The sequence below is a fragment of the Micromonospora sp. R311 genome, from assembly GCF_056780015.1.
The window spans coordinates 86,314-102,664 of sequence record NZ_JBSWCE010000021.1 but is presented as its reverse complement, the minus strand read 5'-3'; the positions used below and the strand labels follow the sequence as shown (position 1 = coordinate 102,664).

General features: G+C 67.4%; 16 protein-coding genes and 1 pseudogene. 8 read left to right on the top strand and 9 right to left on the bottom strand.

Features of this window, described 5'->3' with window-relative positions; translation table 11 throughout:
• Positions 1-109 precede the first annotated feature (109 nt).
• Positions 110-1,852, bottom strand: coding sequence for a hypothetical protein (locus tag AC1WTP_RS19215; protein ID WP_481650642.1), 1,743 nt, complete (start codon positions 1,850-1,852; stop codon positions 110-112).
• A gap of 762 nt (positions 1,853-2,614) precedes the next feature.
• Here AC1WTP_RS19215 and AC1WTP_RS19210 point away from each other — a divergent pair.
• Positions 2,615-2,935: a hypothetical protein gene (locus AC1WTP_RS19210; protein WP_481650641.1), complete on the top strand. Its 321-nt coding sequence runs from the start codon at positions 2,615-2,617 to the stop codon at positions 2,933-2,935.
• Positions 2,936-3,870: 935 nt separating this feature from the next.
• On the opposite strand, the gene AC1WTP_RS19205 is transcribed toward AC1WTP_RS19210, so the two are convergent.
• Together AC1WTP_RS19205 and AC1WTP_RS19200 are read right to left on the bottom strand one after the other, a co-directional pair.
• Positions 3,871-4,467 carry a hypothetical protein gene (locus tag AC1WTP_RS19205; protein WP_481650640.1) on the bottom strand — a complete coding sequence of 199 codons (597 nt, stop codon included), beginning with the start codon at positions 4,465-4,467 and terminating at the stop codon, positions 3,871-3,873.
• 544 nt (positions 4,468-5,011) lie between these two features.
• Positions 5,012-5,959, bottom strand: coding sequence for a LysR family transcriptional regulator (locus AC1WTP_RS19200; protein ID WP_481650639.1), 948 nt, complete (start codon positions 5,957-5,959; stop codon positions 5,012-5,014).
• A 106-nt stretch (positions 5,960-6,065) separates the two neighbouring features.
• Here AC1WTP_RS19200 and AC1WTP_RS19195 point away from each other — a divergent pair, with 106 nt between their 5' ends.
• The 3 genes from AC1WTP_RS19195 (at position 6,066) to AC1WTP_RS19185 (ending at position 7,705) form a co-directional block, all read left to right on the top strand.
• Entirely contained in the window at positions 6,066-6,605 is a 540-nt protein-coding gene (locus AC1WTP_RS19195; RefSeq protein ID WP_481650638.1) for a cysteine dioxygenase family protein, read from the top strand.
• A 123-nt stretch (positions 6,606-6,728) separates the two neighbouring features.
• Entirely contained in the window at positions 6,729-7,166 is a 438-nt protein-coding gene (locus AC1WTP_RS19190) for a VOC family protein (protein WP_481650637.1), read from the top strand.
• Between the two features lie 38 nt (positions 7,167-7,204).
• Positions 7,205-7,705: a pyridoxamine 5'-phosphate oxidase family protein gene (locus AC1WTP_RS19185; protein ID WP_481650636.1), complete on the top strand. Its 501-nt coding sequence runs from the start codon at positions 7,205-7,207 to the stop codon at positions 7,703-7,705.
• Between the two features lie 40 nt (positions 7,706-7,745).
• On the opposite strand, the gene AC1WTP_RS19180 is transcribed toward AC1WTP_RS19185, so the two are convergent.
• Positions 7,746-8,087 carry a hypothetical protein gene (locus AC1WTP_RS19180; RefSeq protein WP_481650635.1) on the bottom strand — a complete coding sequence of 114 codons (342 nt, stop codon included), beginning with the start codon at positions 8,085-8,087 and terminating at the stop codon, positions 7,746-7,748.
• A 377-nt stretch (positions 8,088-8,464) separates the two neighbouring features.
• On the opposite strand from AC1WTP_RS19180, the pseudogene AC1WTP_RS19175 reads away from it, so the two are divergent.
• A pseudogene (locus AC1WTP_RS19175) lies at positions 8,465-9,199 on the top strand (class I SAM-dependent methyltransferase); the annotation flags it as partial.
• A 165-nt stretch (positions 9,200-9,364) separates the two neighbouring features.
• On the opposite strand, the gene AC1WTP_RS19170 reads toward AC1WTP_RS19175, so the two are convergent.
• The 5 genes from AC1WTP_RS19170 to AC1WTP_RS19150 form a co-directional block, all read right to left on the bottom strand.
• Positions 9,365-10,033, bottom strand: coding sequence for a TOPRIM nucleotidyl transferase/hydrolase domain-containing protein (locus AC1WTP_RS19170; RefSeq protein ID WP_481650634.1), 669 nt, complete (start codon positions 10,031-10,033; stop codon positions 9,365-9,367).
• Between the two features lie 308 nt (positions 10,034-10,341).
• Positions 10,342-10,608, bottom strand: a complete 267-nt coding sequence (locus tag AC1WTP_RS19165; protein ID WP_481650633.1) for a hypothetical protein — start codon at positions 10,606-10,608, stop codon at positions 10,342-10,344.
• Positions 10,609-10,614: 6 nt separating this feature from the next.
• Entirely contained in the window at positions 10,615-11,709 is a 1,095-nt protein-coding gene (locus AC1WTP_RS19160; protein WP_481650632.1) for a WXG100 family type VII secretion target, read from the bottom strand.
• Between the two features lie 11 nt (positions 11,710-11,720).
• The gene (locus AC1WTP_RS19155) at positions 11,721-12,080 is read right to left on the bottom strand and encodes a hypothetical protein (RefSeq protein WP_481650631.1); all 360 of its coding nucleotides are present in this window, start codon (positions 12,078-12,080) and stop codon (positions 11,721-11,723) included.
• A 386-nt stretch (positions 12,081-12,466) separates the two neighbouring features.
• Positions 12,467-13,462 (bottom strand): glycoside hydrolase family 11 protein, encoded by a 996-nt coding sequence (locus AC1WTP_RS19150; protein ID WP_481650630.1) that lies wholly within the window; start codon positions 13,460-13,462, stop codon positions 12,467-12,469.
• Positions 13,463-14,071: 609 nt separating this feature from the next.
• On the opposite strand from AC1WTP_RS19150, the gene AC1WTP_RS19145 reads away from it, so the two are divergent.
• From AC1WTP_RS19145 to AC1WTP_RS19135, 3 genes are all read left to right on the top strand, one after another.
• Positions 14,072-14,563: a hypothetical protein gene (locus AC1WTP_RS19145; protein WP_481650629.1), complete on the top strand. Its 492-nt coding sequence runs from the start codon at positions 14,072-14,074 to the stop codon at positions 14,561-14,563.
• Positions 14,564-14,738: 175 nt separating this feature from the next.
• The gene (locus AC1WTP_RS19140; protein ID WP_481650628.1) at positions 14,739-15,158 is read left to right on the top strand and encodes a hypothetical protein; all 420 of its coding nucleotides are present in this window, start codon (positions 14,739-14,741) and stop codon (positions 15,156-15,158) included.
• 191 nt (positions 15,159-15,349) lie between these two features.
• Positions 15,350-16,285: a MerR family transcriptional regulator gene (locus tag AC1WTP_RS19135; RefSeq protein ID WP_481650627.1), complete on the top strand. Its 936-nt coding sequence runs from the start codon at positions 15,350-15,352 to the stop codon at positions 16,283-16,285.
• The last annotated feature ends 66 nt before the right edge of the window (positions 16,286-16,351 follow it).

Genomic DNA, 16,351 nt, shown 5'->3' with positions numbered 1-16,351 from the left:
GGGGACAGGTTGACCGTCAAGGCTGTCTTGACGGTGGATCGGTGGCTAGGTCAGGCGGCGGCAAGCACTTCTTGTCGACGGCAGACAGGATGCCAAGTAGTGATGCGGCTCAGTTATTTCTGCCGCTTGGCGAGGCCGAGGTGGTGATGCTTGGACCTGGTTTCGGCTTGACCGGTGAAGACGACGCCTCGGGTCGTATCGCTATTACCGCTGCCCAGGCCGCTACCAGCGCCGCTACTACGGAAATGACTGTTAGCCAAAAGAGTCGACGCGAAAGTTTCAAGTTTTGAGAGGCAATTGTGAGTTCGGCGTTGGTTGAAAGGAGAGCGCGGAGATCGGCTTCGGACGCCATCAATTGACTGCCAAGACTTAAGCGACTCTCCCTCATTACTTCCGTAAGCAACCGTTGATCTCCCTTCTCGCCCTCCTCTCGAAATTCGGTATCATCCATTATTTTCTGGCTAGATTGCGACGAGGCGATGATGTCAGCGACGACAATCCGACCATCCAATGACGTCTTCAGAAGGCGTACCCGCAAGTTCTCCAGCCATTTGCTGGACTTGTTTCGAGCGTTCCCTTGGATTAGGTCGCGTAGCTCACTGAGGTCATTGGCGAGCTCCCGCAAGAACACCGTCAGGGCCCACCTCGTGCATAAACCGCCCAAGTAGTAAGTGTCCAAAACTCCAGCAGCTTCCTGAAGCTCTGAGTATGCGGATCGGTGGTGGTCGCCGGTTGACTCGTGAACTTCAGCTAAAGTGCTTCGGCGTGCGGAAACTGTGAGGGCGGACCTCCTCTTTGTCCGATCTAGGAGCGGTCGACGCTCCTGAAGGCGTAGACCGGGAAATCGGATGTTCTCCCAGTACACCCGCCGTGGGCCATCCAGACCCAGGACATGGAGATAGCCGCGCCTGTGCCCTAGGTCGGTCACCCAAGGATCTGCAACCTCGGGAACGACTAGCTCGACAGCCGGCAGCGGTGACTCAGACAGCTTGGACAGAGTGCCAGGCAGTCGAGATTGCAACCACTCAGAGAGCGAGCATTGAAGGCTGAAGCGCCACTCCTCGATATCCTGTTCTCTCGCAGTCTCCGCGTAGACGATGCTGAATCCCGACCCGTAGGAGGTTCGGTGAAGTTTAGACGCCGGCCCCTCGGTAAGAATATTGTTCAGCTGTTCCGATCGTTCCTCGGTGAGAAAGAACCCCGCCACGAGAGCTGTTATTGATGACGTTACAGTAATGAGTTGAAGTTCTATATGGTCTACACCATCTGGGAGGTCGTCCTCTACTGAGTTTGGCGCGAAAACTCTACTTCCCGGGGAAAGTACGGTCGGTAGGTTCATCCATCCTCGACCAGCCTGCCTGCCGGCGGAAATGCGATTCATAATTGCGTCTTCGTCCACATTTTGGCGCGCTCGACTTAATAGACGCAACATTCCCCGACGTAACTCATCGATTGTGGTAGGAGTGTACAGCTCTGTCAACCAGACGGTGGGGACGTAGATATGCTCTTCAGGAGGAGGCATCAGATGGGTGGCATCCTCGCCTTCCATCTGTGCGAAAATTCCTTCCGCCCACCGACGGTTGAACTGTTTCTTGGCAATTGCACGCAGTGGCGAGGGAAGCCCTCTGGTTTTTGATAGTCTCAACCACGCTGCCGCGCTGCTTATGTCTTCTGATGGCTTGAAGAAGGCCCGTACCAGCCCGCCTCGCGTCGTCCTCTGCGCAGCGGCAATCTCATCCTGAGTATCTATGGTCTCGGCACCACCGGCAGGAGTAGCGCTGACGGGAAGCGGATTCTCCTCTGAGGCCTGGGCCGGTACCAGCGTGGTCTCTGGGGCGGCCGCCTCAGGCAAGGCCGACGGGGTAGTCGGCTTCTGCCCTAGCCGAGAGAGTAGCCACCCCTTCAGGCGACGAACACTTCCACTGAAGCCCATCTCGCCAAGGTAGTCCTCGCCCTCCACCCCTACCGGTGTCGGGCAGGGGCGGTTAACCATCGACGACTGATATAGACACTCCCGTCGACGGCAACGGCGGCAGCAACCAGCCGGGGCGGGAACAGCCGGCGGAGGCCGGGCGCGGACAGTCGCCGGAGGTCGCAGACGCGGATGGACCCCGCCGGACGAGGTGCCTAGAACTTACAAACGAGGGATCGGAGCGCGGGGCGTGTCGGCTACGGCGGGTCGACAAGGACCAGGTCCCGGCCGTCACCAGGCCGTCGGAGGCCGATCGTGAGCGACCAACGACGACCACCGGTGACGACGTCTACCCAGGTGACAAGGCGTGGTCGGCTCGGTTACCAGGCCGGCCGGGCACTCTCTACCTGTGGTTGTGAACTGGTGTAGTTCGGGTGCTGGGTGGCAATGTCGGCGGTCTTGCGGGCTACGCCGTTGGGGTTGCGGAACTCCGAGCCTCTCGCTCTTCGATCGGGTGAGCGGTGTAGACCTGAGCGCTCGCCATTGTCACGAACGAGGGCGCAGGCCAGAACTACCTCGTCCCACCTCCAAGGCGGGTTGCGGTGCGTTGGGTGACGATGCCCAGCCGTCGAAGGTGGTGGACGACGTTTGCCCTTCCTCCGATGTGGACGAACCCTCGGTCGAGTGCTAGGGTCCCAGGCCATGATCAAAATCACGGTAGGGAAACTGGCTTTTACTGTGGCCGCGGCGGTTGCGGCCGTCACCCTTACTCCTGTCGCGGCCTCCGCCGCGCCGACGAGCTGCATTCTCTCCACTCTGGACTATCCATATTCCAGCTGGCCCGGTGCCACGACTCGTTGCGACGGCGGCACGGGCGAGTACCGGGTCTGGGTCAAATGTGGGGACGATTACGGCCATTTCTCGACGTACTATGGCACCTGGGTGTCGATCGGAAACTACTCCACGGCGAAGTGCAACGTGTCGTTCCCCATCCGCCACAGTTACGGGCGTCAAACGCGGTGAGTTGACCTCAACGAGAATCCGGTAGGTATCTGGTATTCGAAGTGGTGAGGTGAAGCGCGCTCGGACGATGTCGCGGAGGTGTCGGGGACTGGCAACGGTGTGTCGCAGAGTGCGCCAGCTGGCGATCAGGATCGCGAAGCCGCGTTCTCCGAGGCATCGCATGGATCGAAGAGCGGCGTTGTAAGTGCGGCTGCAGACGGCGATGCGGCGGCCGTCGGCGCGTTGCTTGTACGGGTTGTGAATGCCGTGACCGACTCTGGCTCCTTCGTAGCTGGAGTCGGTCAGGGTGGCCAGATCCAGCAGTGAGGCGGCCCAGTAGAGGGTGCCGGTGACATCCAGCAGCCGATGTGGCGTCAAGTCATCCTTGACGCGAGACGAACGCAGCGACCCGTGCGACGAGGCCGGGGTGGGGATGCGGCGCGAGTAACCCGGGCAGGCCCCGCCTGCCGGCCACGCCGGCCCGAGGGGTCGCAGAGGCTCCGGGGTCAAGGGCGGCCCGCAGGGCCGTCGCGCAGCGACGCGAAGCGCCCTTGACCTTGGAGGGGCGGCCCCGCAAACTCCGCGCCGCATCCCCACCACGGCCGGCGGTGACTCGCCCTACGGCGCGGCGGTGCGACGGCCGCCGCGCCCGGCCGGCTGCCGGCCCATGAACCTCAATCCCTCTTGGCGCTACCGTCTGCGGCGGCCCGGGCTTTCCGCCCTCCGCGCCAGCCGCCGGGCGTGTTGCGTGGCCGGCGTGGAGCGCCAGCGGAGCGTCGGACGCGCGCCCTGGCGGCGGCGCGTGCGGCCCGTTTCAGGCCCTTGTTGCGGGCCGTCGGTGCCACCTTCATGCTCTCTCGAATGCGTTTCAGACACGCTGGCATGAGCGTTCCCTCTCCTAGACGGGCCGCGGCGGCGGCGGCGATCGATGCGGATCCGGGCATCGGCCGGTACGGCTAGTAGATGCTGGCAATCGGGTTGTAGTAGTCCAGCGGCACCCGCCATTCCCAGTGCCCCGGCCCGTCCCCGTCGGCGTTCGGCCGGTCGCACGGGCACGTCCAGTGTTCAACCTTGTCCACGTCGGCCGGGGGCCAGAACCGCACCAGCACGAATTCGGTCTGCGGTTCCTCACGGCCTCTCGGCCACTTCTCAATCTCAAACGAGTGGGTTCCAGCCCGCAGGAGGAGCGGGAGACTGATGGGCGACCTGCCGTTGCCGTTCACGGCCTCGGCCTTCACCCTGTAGTCCCGTGGCACGGTGATGGACCCGAACAGGCCAGCGCCGTCCGCGCCCAGGCGCGGGTGATCCTCGATGTCGGCCTTGATCCCCGGCGGAGCGGGTGGGGCCAGACGTGCATGCTCTCGCGCTCGTTCGATCCGCGCCACATCGCCCGCGTCTCGCGCTGCGTCCTTCGCCGCCTGCGCGGATTCCTCACCTGCACGAGCGGAACGACGGGCCATCACCACCGCCGGGATGCCCACCGCGACCGCCGCGACGACGCCCACGACGCCACCGATCGCGCCGACGACGTCGGGCCACTGGATGTCTGCCATGGCGACCAACGTACGAAACGGACGATCGCCGCGCTGCCCGCCGAACGGGCCGCATGAGGGCAAACGCCCGTCCTGGCGACAGTCAGTGGCGTCGTCGGTACCGTGACCGGGATCATTAACGTCTTCATGTAGCCACCCGCCTGCCGCGCCGAGCCATGCAGACCGTTGAGTAACGGAAGGCTGGCGGCCGGCGAGGCTGAGCGGTACAGCAGCGGAGTACAGCAACCGACCACGCCGAGCGGCGCCATGGTGGCCGCCATCGGACCCTCGACCAGCCGCGCGAACCGAACCGGACTGCATTGCCGATCTCTGGGGGTCAAGGGGGCGACGGTTCGAATCCGGCCCTCCCGACAGAGTTTCAGCAGGTAGGGGCTTTGATTCACTTCGGTGAGTCGGAGTCCTTCTGCTTCTCCTCACAATTCATCCCGTACGCCTTACTGCTGGAATCCGCGCCCGGGAGTCACCCGAAAGTTGACGATTGGTCGACCCGCTGAGTTGGGGTTCGACCATGTCGGTCTGGATGCTCGCTTGGCGGATGTCCGGGTTAGCTGGCGGATTCGGTGGATCTTCTGCTCTTCTTTGATGATCGCCGGTCAGGGGCCTCGTCGGGTGGTGTTGACTCGCCGGGACGGGACTGCTGGACGGCGTGGTGCAGCGCGGTGATAAAGGCCGTGGTGGCGGGGGGATCCGGTGGGTCGCCGTAGGTGGTGAGGTAGACGCGTCGGCGGAAGTCGGGCAGCGGGGTGGCTTCGATTCCGGGTGCCCGGTGGGTGCGTAAGGCCAGGCCGGGCATGGTGGTTACGCCCATGCCGGCGGCGACGAGGGCCTGTTTGACGATCACGTCGTCGCTGGTGTAGACGACCTGCGGGGTGAAGCCGGCTCGCTCGCATGCGTCGATGAACTCGCGGCGGCAGTTTTCGCAGCCGGCGATCCAGGCCGAGTTGCGGTGGTCGCGCAGCGTCTGGCCGGGTTGCAGGCTGAGCAGGTGCATCGGGTCGTCGAACAGGTGCGTGGCGCGGATGTCGTCCGGCGTGGTGTCGTCGTAGCGGAAGATGACGGCGGCGTCGACCTGCCCCTCGCGCAGCAGGTTCAGTGCCACCTGCGGGTGGGCGTCGGCCAGGTGCAGTTCGATGCCGGGGTGGTCGCGGCGCAGGGTGGTGGCGGCGTGCGGTATCAGGGCGGCGAGTGCTGATTGGAAGCCGGCGACCCGGACCCGGCCGGTTCGCAGGCCCACCATCGCGGACAGTTCCGCGGCGGCGGTGTCGACCCGTCCGACGATCTCGGCGGCGCGGCGGGCGAGGTGCTCACCCTCCGGCGTGAGTCGGATGCCCCGCCCGATGCGCTGGACGAGCCGGGCGCCGGTCTCGGCTTCCAGCCGGGCCAGATGGTGGCTGACCGCTGGCTGGGAGTACTTCAGGTGCTTGGCGGCCTTGGTGACCGAGCCGTGCGCGGCGACCGCCGCGAGGATGCGTAGCCGCACGATGTCCAGCATTCATCGATGATAGTTATGGATAGCGACAGAAGTTGGCATTGGACGAATGAGTCTTGCTCGGTAGACGCTGAACAGGACGATCCCGCGTGCGGACGAGGAGGACGACATGGCGGGCACGGTTCTCGAGCACGTGATCACGCCCCCGGGCGGCTTCATCGCCGGCCCCACCGACGATCTCATCGCCGCGGTGCGCCACGTGATCGGCATGCGGGCCGACTGGGCGCAGACCGCGGAACTCGTCGCCGATCAGCTCCGCGCGTATCTGCCCGACCCTGACATCCTGACCCGCGACCAGCAGCACGGTCACCGCGACCGACCGGCCGGTCACGTTCTGCACGCCGAGCTGGACGGCACCTTCTCCATCCTCGGCCTGGTCTGGCGACCCGGTCAGAGCACCAGGATTCACGACCACATCACCTGGTGCGTCGTGGGTGTCCTGCAGGGCGTCGAGCACGAAGATCTCTATGACGACGAACTCAACCTCATCGGCACCAGGGAGAACCACGTGGGCGACGTCAGCGGCTTCGCCCCGCCGGGTGACATCCACCGCATTCGCAACACTGGCACCCGCACCGCCATCAGCCTGCACATCTACGGCACCGACATCACCCGGACCGGGTCCAGCGCCCGCCGCTACTACAACTGAGCCGCACGCCGCCAGCAGCTCCTGGGACTCACCACACGTGCGATGTCGAAAATGTGGCCCTGGCTGCGTCCCCGGAAGCACCAGCGGCCATGACCTGCCGTGTGACCAAGAAGGAGTACCACCATGATCAAGCGGATGGACAACGTCCTCATCGTTGTCGACGACGTCGCGGCTGCAATCGCGTTCTTCGTCGAACTCGGTATGGAGCTGGAGGGCCAGACGACAGTCGAGGGTGAATCGGTGGACCGGCTCGTTGGGCTGGACGGCGTCCGAGCGGACATCGCCGTCCTGCGGACGCCCGACGGCCACGGCCGGGTCGAGCTGACGAAGTTCCACACGCCGAAGGCGATCAGCGCCGAGCCGAAGGATGCTCCGGTCAACACGCTGGGCATACGGCGCATCATGTTCGCCGTCGACGACATCGAGAACGTCGTCGCCCGCCTACGCACCCACGGCGCCGAACTCGTCGGCGAGCTGGTCCAGTACGAGGACAGCTATCGGCTCTGTTGCGTCCGTGGCCCCGAGGGGATCATCGTTGCCCTGGCCGAGCAGCTCAGCTGACGGGTCCGTCCGGACAACGAACGACAGGAGGGGTGACCGTGCAACCGAACGAGATCACCGAGGTTCTGAACCGACCGATCAGTCAGGAACTGTTGGCCCGCGACGTGACCCGCCTGGCCTACGTCGCCAAGGACGGCACACCGCGGAACGTTCCGATCGGGTTCACCTGGAACGGTTCGGAGATCGTCATGTGCACTACGAGGAACGCTCCGAAGCTTCGGGCCTTGGGCGTGAACCCGATGGTCGCCCTGACGATCGACACCGAGGTGCACCCGCCCAAGATCTTGCTCATCCGGGGTCGGGCCGAGCTGGACTTCGTCGATGGCATCCCGGACGAGTATCTGAAGGCGACCAGCACCTACGAAATGACGCCCGAGCAACGGGTCGAGTGGGAGGCGGAGGTGCGTTCGCTCTACCACGACGGCATGGTCCGGATCGTCGTGACCCCGACATGGGCCAAGCTGATCGACTTCGAGACGACCCTGCCCAGCGCGGTCGAGGAACTCATCCGGCAGCGCGACCAGCGTCAACGCGCCTGAGCGCAGCCCGGCCGCCTGCATCGGGGTGAATCCCCCGGTGTCAGACGGGATAGTCAGTCCGATGGGCGTAGGTGAGCTGGCTCGGATCGATGCCCCAGGCTGTGAGCACCTGGTTGAGCCTCAGCTCGTCATGAGCGTGCGCGGTCCGCACGTCGGTCATGCCGTCACCCGGCCCCACGCACCAGCCGTTGTTGAGGTAGCTGGCCTCGAACTCACGGTGGAAGAGGTTGAACCGCAGGTCGGTGTTGGCAGCGGCCGGGGTCTGTAGGGGGTAGATCGCGATCCACGCGCGACGGTCGGGCCGGGAGGCGGGTACCTCCGCGACGACCAGTTGCCCGCGCCGGAGCGCGGTACGCAGCGCCGTGGGCAAACTGTCGGTCACGGCGACGATTGAAACATCGCCGGCTCGCTGACGAGGTGGGTGAAGGCGTCGCGGGCGAGGTGGCGCGCCTGAGGCAGCGCCATCTCCGTCTTGGTCTGCCCTCGGCGTGCGGCGGGTGACGTATTCCTTGGCGGGTCGATGGCATCGCACGCGGACCAGGGTGAAGCGCCAGAGGGCGCGGTTGGCGTCGCGGTGCCGCCGCGCGGGCAGAGCGGGAATGGACCGGGCAGCAGGGGTACTTGCGCTCGCGACGCCCCCACACGTACCTTGCCAACATATCGGAGCGATACATCCAAACGATATGAGGGCGGCGAGGCCAGGCCACGCCAGCGGCGTGGGATGGTGACAGCCAGGGAGGCAGCGACATGTCCAGCGGCCGGTTGTACGACACCATCGGAGCCACCTACACCGTGACGCGGCGCACCGAGCCGCGGATCGCCGCACGGATCTGGGCCGCGCTCGGCGATGCGCGGACGGTACTGAATGTCGGGGCCGGCACCGGCTCCTACGAGCCCCCCGACCGCGACGTCACCGCGGTGGAACCGTCGGCGCTCATGCGGGCGCAGCGCCCCGCAGGCGCAGCGCCGTCCGTGGCTGCCGCCGCGGAGAGCCTCCCCTTCGAGGACCAGTCCTTCGACGCGGCGATGGCTGTTTCCACCGTTCACCACTGGCCGGACCCGATCGCCGGGCTGCGCGAGATGCGGCGCGTGGCCCGCCGCGTGGTGGTGTTCACGCACGACGCCAGTGACACCGGATGGCGCCGCCGGTTCTGGCTTACCCGCGACTACCTGCCCGAGGTCGCAGACCTTCTCGCCGGCCGACCTTCGCTGACCGAGCAGGCCCGCGCGATCGGAGCCCGCACGGAGCCGGTGCTCATTCCGTGGGACTGCGCCGACGGCCTCTTCGAGGCCTACTGGCGCCGACCCGAGGCATACCTGGACGATCGGGTACGCCGCGGAGTATCGGTATGGGCCAGAGTCGGCCCGGAGGCCGAGCAGCGGGCAGTGCGCAGCCTCCGGGCAGACCTTGTCTCAGGCCGGTGGGCCGAACGCAACCGCGACCTCGTCGCTCTCGACGCAGCAGAGCTCGGCCTTCGCCTGCTCGTAACCTGAACCCCGCCGCAGACTGGCAGGGCACCGTGCGCATGTGCCGTGACAACCCGGGGCTTCCGGCGGGAACTGTGGCGCGTCACCCTGGCGGCGACCAATCGGGCGGCGATGGCGGTGTCGGTGCCGGCACCTTTCGGACCTACCGTCGAGGGCTTGACCTTCGGTGGGTCAAACGGCGGCGAGCAGCGCGTCGAGCGGCCGCGGCAAGGTGTCCCGGCCAACTGCCGCCTCGACGAGCAGGCGTGCGTAGCGCTGGTTACGGCGCGAGCTGCTGCGGAGGAACCGCCACATCTGCGCTTCGGGCTCCCGGCCTCGCCAGGCGGGCTGGCTCTGGAACGAGCGGAACGATCGGAGGTCGCCCTGCGAGTCGAAGAGCGCTTCGACCCGTGCGGTACCCAGCGCGCGGATCAACTCGTCCTCCAGATCCTTGACGCAGACGTAGAACCCGAGGTGCTCCATGTCGGTGCGCGTGCGCGGTGAGCCAACGTGGGCCACGTCCAGCCCGCGCCGGAATATCTCCTCCTCACGCAGGTCGCACAGACCGGCGAGTCGCACCCGGGTGCTCAGGGGGGCCAAGCTCGTCAGGAAGCGGCCGATCGCGTGCGCCCCGCCGATCGGCACGATCACGACCCGCTCCGCCTCGAGATCCCGGCCGCGGCCCACTGCGGCCGTTTCCAGTGCGATCTGGTCGCTGATGCCCTCGACGAGCACCATGGCCACGGCCGAGTCGACCTTCGCCAGAGCGTGGGCCGTCGCCCGGATCGAGGCGGCATTGCCACCCAGGCGGCCGTCGAGCGCCCCGGCGGTGAACAGGTCAGCTCGTCGGGTCGTGGCCATGGCCGCAATCATCGGTGATACGCCTATCGGCCGACCAGGGATTTAACCGGCGCCAGCTCGTCGCCGAGCCCCGCACCCGACAGCGCGGGCTACGCAGCCGCCCGCCATCCTCGTGCCTCTGCCCGCGGAGCACGATCAACACGCGGGACCCGTGCGCGCTCCTGGCCGGACCAACGCGCCAGCCCGGTTGGGCGGACGAATGTCCGTCATCAGTCGACGCAGGACAGTCGGCTGCACACGGACGCGCGCAACACGAGTACGAATACCGGGCAGCGGACCAGCGCCTGCGGACCGACCCGTGGTGCGAGTCAGTCGTCCCCGTGCGGGGGGAGGTCTTCGCCCTCCGGCGGTGGCATCTCCTGGTAGGCCGTCCAGAAGGTCTGGAAGGGTTGGCTCAGTTCGGCGCCGTAGGTACTGCTTGCCGCGGCCTCACGGAGGCCGAGTTCACCCTTCTGGATGGCAGCGGCCATCTCCCGGAGGACGGGGTTGGGGCTGCCGCGGAGCTGGTCGAGGGCGGCTCGAAGTGCTCGCGCTCGCTGCTCGTCCCCGCCGGCGATGTCGTCGATGTCGTCCACTGCCGGCTAGCCTCTCGCGCCGGCGAGGGGGTGGTCGTAGCGGCCACCGTCGGGGAGGGCGGGGAGGACGACGGTGTCGAGGTCGCTGAGTTCCCGGTTGAGGGTGGCGCGGAAGGCGAGCACGGCGGCGGTGAGTTGTTGGCAGAGTTTGGTGGCTTGGCCCCAGAGGCGGAGCATGTTGGCGACCTCGGCGGCGGCGAGGCCGTAGCCCACTGCGGCGCCGACGCCGGTGCCGCTGGTGGCGGTTCCTGCGGCGGCGGCGATGCCGGCGATGATAGCGGCGTCGAGGAGGCTCTTGATGACGCCGCCGAGTGCTTCGCCGGCGGACCAGACGGCGTCGGCCATGTCCTGGTAGGCCTTGCCGATGCGGCCGAGCGGGTCGTGGAGGTCGGCGACGGCGTTGGCGGTGGTGGTGAAGTAGCGGAAGGCTCCGTCACCGGCGACTCCCTGCCACTGAGGGCGGAGCGTGCTGGTGCCGGACTGGACGTTGTAGGCCAGGTCGTGCAGTGCGCCCCCGATGTTGCTGATGACGGGGGCCATCGCGGCGAGGGTTTCCCAGTCGCCGAAGACGCGGTGCTGGATCTGCTCGATGGGGTTGAAGCCGAAGACGATGTCGAAGGCGCTGTTGGCCCACGACGATGGGCTCAGGTAGTCCATGAAGCCCAGGGCGTTGGGCGGGTTCTCCGGCTCGGGTGGCGGGGTGAGGTGACCGGCGACGTCCCGTGGGTCGACGAAGTTCGCCGGCGCGCAGGGGTTGTCCGCCAGCTCCAGTTCGAGTCGGGTGATGCAACGGTCGACGGCGGCGGGCAGGGTGCGGTCGAGGCTGTCGGCGGCGGCGAGGTCGGTGGTGCGGTAGTAGCCGGCGGCGGCTCGTAGCTCGGGGGCGGAGGCTTCCAGGAGACAAGCCAACCGGTTGAGGGTGGCGTTGATGACGTCGACGGCGTGTTCGTGACCGGCCTTGGCGATGCTGAACTCTTCACCGCCGGTGCCGGCTTCGGCGTGGCGGTTGAAGTAGCTGCGGATCTCCCACACGTCCCCGGCCGCACGGTCGACCTGCCGCGCGAAACCGGTCACCGCGTCGGGCTCGACGACCAGACTCATCCCGACGCGCCCTAGTCGACGACGAAGGCGCCGGCCAGGCCGACAACCGCGAGGACGACCGCGGCGACGAGCAGGTACAGGCGGGGACGCGGCTGACGCACCGCGTACGTGCCCAGACCGAGCGCCCCTCCCACGATCGAGGCCGCGTACCAGGGCAACCGGGCCGGCGTGACCTCACCGATGACGATCATCCAGGTGGCGACCGCGGCGAAGAAGATCGCCGCGTTGGCGACCATCTGCCGCAGATTGCGGTACGCCGAGTGCTGGAGCCGTTCTACTGACTCACGGTAGGTCTCCACCGCCTCGGCGCGCTCCTCCGCCGACCCTCGCTGGCGGGTGTTGCGACCGCCAGACTTTCGCCCCCGACTCATGCCCGCGAACATACCAACGACGGTCGTGAGATCACTGCCCTGAGTAACAGACGATGAGGCAGCACGGCGCAACCCTTGACGTGGTGGACCGCCGGCGGGTGTTCGCCGGACCGGTCGAACGGGGTGTGGGCGAGCGACCACTTTGGGGTGCTTTCGGGACCTGCGCCTTCCGCCGCACCCGCCGGGCAGCTGGTCAGCCCGCTCGGATAGGAAGCTCGCATGCTGAGGGGCAGCAAGGTCGGGCTCAGGGCCCGGCACGTCGCGTGCGGATGAGGATGGCGGCGAGGTGGAGCTTCTCCGTTCGCATGGCCCCGCCGCATCGGTGGTTGCCCGGAGCGGGGTGGGGTGCCGATCGAACCGCCGGCGCCCCACCCCGCGCATCAGGGTCAGCCGGTCGCGCAGCTCGCGGTGGGTGTGGTGTTGTTGCCGTTCTTGTAGAGCGTGATGCCGAAGTTGTTGCCGTTGCCGTTCGGGCGGGCCGTGAGGGTGCCGCTGGTCCCGCTGATCGAGGCGTTCCAGCTGTTCTGCAGGCTCTGACCGCCCTGCGTCTGGATGGTGACGACCCAGTTGCTGCTGCCGCTGACCGAGAAGTTCACGTTGAACCGGTCGCTCCACTCTTGGCCACGGCTGACGCTGACCGTGCAACCGCCACCGGGCGGCGGGGTGGTGGGCCCGGGGGCGGTGCCGCCCACCGTGATGTTGGAGCTCCCGCTGCTCTGGTAGCCCTCGGTAGCCATGATCTGATAGTCGTGGGTGCCCAGGTTCATCCCGTAACGTGCCCACGCGTCGAAGTGGTTGCCAGCCGTGATGGTGCCGCCCACCCTCTTCGACTGCCGGACGCTCCAGTACTGATAGAAGGTCCTGGTGCCCTCGATGGAGGGCGCGTTGACGCGCTGCGTCCGGTAGATGTCGTACGTGCCGCCGTCGCTGCTGACAGTGCCCATGAACCCCTGACCGCCCGGGGGCCGGTAGGTGCCCCAGCTGTCGACGATGTAGTACTCGACGAGCGGGTTCCTCGTCCACCCGTAGAGGGTCAGGTACGAGTTGCCGGACGGGTTGAAGGTGCCGGAGTAGGTCACGGTCCGACGTGCGCCGGGATTCCAGCCCTTGCCGGCGACGAAGTTGTTGACGTTGCTCCATTGGGTGCTGTACTGGCCGCCGCTACCCATGGTCATGGAGACGTTGCCACTGTCTTTCCAGAAGGAATAGAAGTAGCCGTTGTGAGTGCCGGTCGAATTCGACGTCACGGTCTGGGCGTGGGCAGGGCCGGAGAGGACGGCAGTGGTGCCGACCGTGACCAGGGCGACGGCGCAGGCACCGCCGATGAGCATCCTCAGGCGTCCGCGGGTGCGGCTCCTCGATCGGATGGGGGCGTCGTTCATCTGGGTGCTTCCTCCTCGTGACGGCTGGCGGGAGGCCAGCAGCGCGGTACGACCCGGCGAGGGCTCTCGGTGGCCCGGTGGCGGCCACCGGGCGTTGGCGTCGTACCAACCGGTGGTGGTCGGCCGGTCGTCCGGAACGACGACCGGAGGAGCGGATCGCGGCGATGGCATCGACGATGATGGATCGGCCTCGACGGCGTCAGTATTGGTCGGGCGTCAAGGCGTTGTCAACAACTTTCGGAAAAGTTCTGGAACCAGCCCTGCGGAGAAGATTTCCCTGGGGCATGCGCCTGAGCTGGATGTAAAGGTGCGCACGCGCTCGATCAACATCCAGAGATGACCCGTCGAACCTCTGGTGCGCAAGACTGGGACCTGGGAAATCCGCTGAAGATTCCGGAAGTCTTCCGGATGAAGATGATGATCGTGGGAGCTTCGTTGACCGTCGGCCTGGTCAGGCCGCTGTCGGCTGTTGGCTCCGTCGCTCCCCGTCGGCGGTGCGGATGGCCGGTACGGCGAGGAGGCAGGGCGAGGGTGGGACGCCGCTCGCAAGCTCCGGACCCACGGGTTCGGAGTTGATCAAAACATGGACATCGGCTAGCGTGCGCGCCCGTGAAGCGTTTTCGTGCTACCTCTACTGTCTTGATCTGTGCCTCCCTGATGGCGCTCGCCGCGTGTGGCGGGGAGGACACCGCGACCACGGCCGCGCCGTCCGCCTCCGCGGCACCCTCCTCGACCGCCACCTCCTCTGCGCCGGCCTCGTCGGCTGCGACGGGTGGCAAGAGCGACAAGGAGCTCTGCGAGTCCGCGAAGAAGGTCGGGGACGAGATGAAGGCGGAGCTCGTCGCCGCCATGCAGTCCGGCAACCCGTCGCCGGCAGTGTTCAAGCAGATCCTGACCGATCTGGACCAGAAGGTGACCTCGTTGGCCTCCGACGGGGGCGACAGCAAGGTGGCTGCCGCGTTGAAGCAGTTCGGCGCGGAGGCTTCCAAGGCGGCGGCGGCCGCGGACCCGGCCACCGCCGCCGACAACCCGGTCTTCGAGAAGGCCGGCGCGGACATCACCGCCGCCTGCAAGACCGCCGGAGTCAACGTCAACTTCTGACGGCGCCGTTCTGCCGTCGACTCGCCGTCATCGCCGCTGTCACCGCGGATGCCACCTTCCTGGCCCCGGTGACAGCGGCGATCGGCTTTCGCGGGCGGTGGCAGCGCGACGACTGGTGAACGTCCCGTGTCTCGACGAGGACGGTCGGGGCCACGGTCGATGGGATCATCGTGACGTGACGGTCGTGCAGCTGCCCGAGGGTTCCTGGTGGGACTGGGAGGTGGACCGGTGGAACGGGTCGGAACTGCGCATCGCCGCCGGCTACGACCTGACCTACCACCACGGCTTGGAACTGGACTTCACCGACGTCGACTACCTGGCCTGTCCGACCCGGTTCTCCCATCCGCGGTTCCGCGCGCCGACCTTTGACGAGTGCGAGACCGTGCGTCGTTACGTCGGAGCGGAACCGCCGCTGGTCGTGGCGTTCGACGTTGAAGCCGGTGCGGGTGGCGGAGCCCTTCCCTGTGTCGTCGCGGCGGCCTCCGTCGAGGTCGTGACGGGGCTCGTCTACCGCTACCGGCGGGAGGACCTCAGGGCGGGGGAGCGGTTGGCCCGGTTCGTACGACGGCCCGACAGAGGCACTGACGGGGATTGATCGGGGCGCATCCGACGCGGCGCTGGTGGCCCTGGCCGATGGCTACGGCGCTGCCCTCCGTGGCCTATGCGCAGGCCCTGAGCGATCAGGATCGGCTCACATGCGGCCTGAGGCCCGGGACGCTCCGGAAAGTGGCTGCCGGCCGGGGAGTGGGTTGAGTCTCCCGCAAGGGGAGGCGTGAGGGTGAGGGCATGAACGGCGACACGCGCTACTCGATCGGTGATCTGGCCCGGCGGACGGGCCTGACGGTCAAGGCCATCCGGTTCTACTCCGACCGGGGGATCGTGCCGCCGACCGACCGTGGCCCGACGGGCTACCGCCGCTACGGCCCCGACGCCGTCGCCCGGTTGGACCTGGTGCGCACGCTGCGCGAGCTGGGTCTGGACCTTGCCACGATCCGGAAGGTCGTGGACCGGGAGGTCTCGCTGCCCGAGGTCGCCGCGGCGCACGCCGAGGCGCTGGCGGTGCAGATCCGGACACTGCGGTTGCGGCGTGCGGTCCTGACGGTGGTCGCCCAGCGCGGGTCCACCCCGGAGGAGTTGGACCTCATGCACAAGCTGGCCAAGCTCTCGGCGGACGAACGGCGGCGCCTGATCGGTGAGTTCCTCGACGCCGCCTTCGGCGGGCTGGACGCCGACCCGGCGTTCGCCGGCATCATCCGCTCGATGACCCCCGAGCTGCCCGACAACCCGGCGGCGGAGCAGGTCGAGGCGTGGGTGGAGCTGGCCGAGCTGTCCCAGGACCCCGGCTTCCGCGCCAGCATGCGGCGCGTGGTGGAGCAGCACGCCGCCGACCGCGGCGACGCGACGGGCGTACGCCGGGACGCGGTCGCGGTGGCGCGTGACCAGGCCGGGCCAGCGGTGACAGCGGGCGTCGATCCGGTTTCCCGCCGGGCCGACCCCGTCGTCGCGGCGGTGATGGGTGAGTATGCGCGGCTCTGCGGTCGTCCCGACGACGTCGAGCTTCGGCGCCGGTTGGTGGCTCGGCTGGAGTCCGCGAGCGACCCGCGCCGGGAGCGGTACCTGCACTTGCTGTCGGTGATCAACGGCTGGCCGGTGACCGGCGAAACCCTGGTGCCGGTGCTCGACTGGTGCGTTCGGGCCCTGCGCGCCCGGATGCCCGGCTGACCCGTTCCGCACCGGCGCGTCCGGGCCCTGCTGACCTGTTCCGCCGCAGCACACCGGCCTCGGCGG

Excerpts from the sequence above, each read along its gene's own strand:
- AC1WTP_RS19210 (WP_481650641.1), top strand. The coding sequence starts at position 2,615 with ATGATCAAAATCACGGTAGGGAAACTGGCTTTTACTGTGGCCGCGGCG.
- AC1WTP_RS19205 (WP_481650640.1), bottom strand. The coding sequence starts at position 4,467 with ATGGCAGACATCCAGTGGCCCGACGTCGTCGGCGCGATCGGTGGCGTC.
- AC1WTP_RS19200 (WP_481650639.1), bottom strand. The coding sequence starts at position 5,959 with ATGCTGGACATCGTGCGGCTACGCATCCTCGCGGCGGTCGCCGCGCAC.
- AC1WTP_RS19195 (WP_481650638.1), top strand. The coding sequence starts at position 6,066 with ATGGCGGGCACGGTTCTCGAGCACGTGATCACGCCCCCGGGCGGCTTC.
- AC1WTP_RS19190 (WP_481650637.1), top strand. The coding sequence starts at position 6,729 with ATGATCAAGCGGATGGACAACGTCCTCATCGTTGTCGACGACGTCGCG.
- AC1WTP_RS19170 (WP_481650634.1), bottom strand. The coding sequence starts at position 10,033 with ATGGCCACGACCCGACGAGCTGACCTGTTCACCGCCGGGGCGCTCGAC.
- AC1WTP_RS19160 (WP_481650632.1), bottom strand. The coding sequence starts at position 11,709 with ATGAGTCTGGTCGTCGAGCCCGACGCGGTGACCGGTTTCGCGCGGCAG.
- AC1WTP_RS19155 (WP_481650631.1), bottom strand. The coding sequence starts at position 12,080 with ATGAGTCGGGGGCGAAAGTCTGGCGGTCGCAACACCCGCCAGCGAGGG.
- AC1WTP_RS19150 (WP_481650630.1), bottom strand. The coding sequence starts at position 13,462 with ATGAACGACGCCCCCATCCGATCGAGGAGCCGCACCCGCGGACGCCTG.
- AC1WTP_RS19135 (WP_481650627.1), top strand. The coding sequence starts at position 15,350 with ATGAACGGCGACACGCGCTACTCGATCGGTGATCTGGCCCGGCGGACG.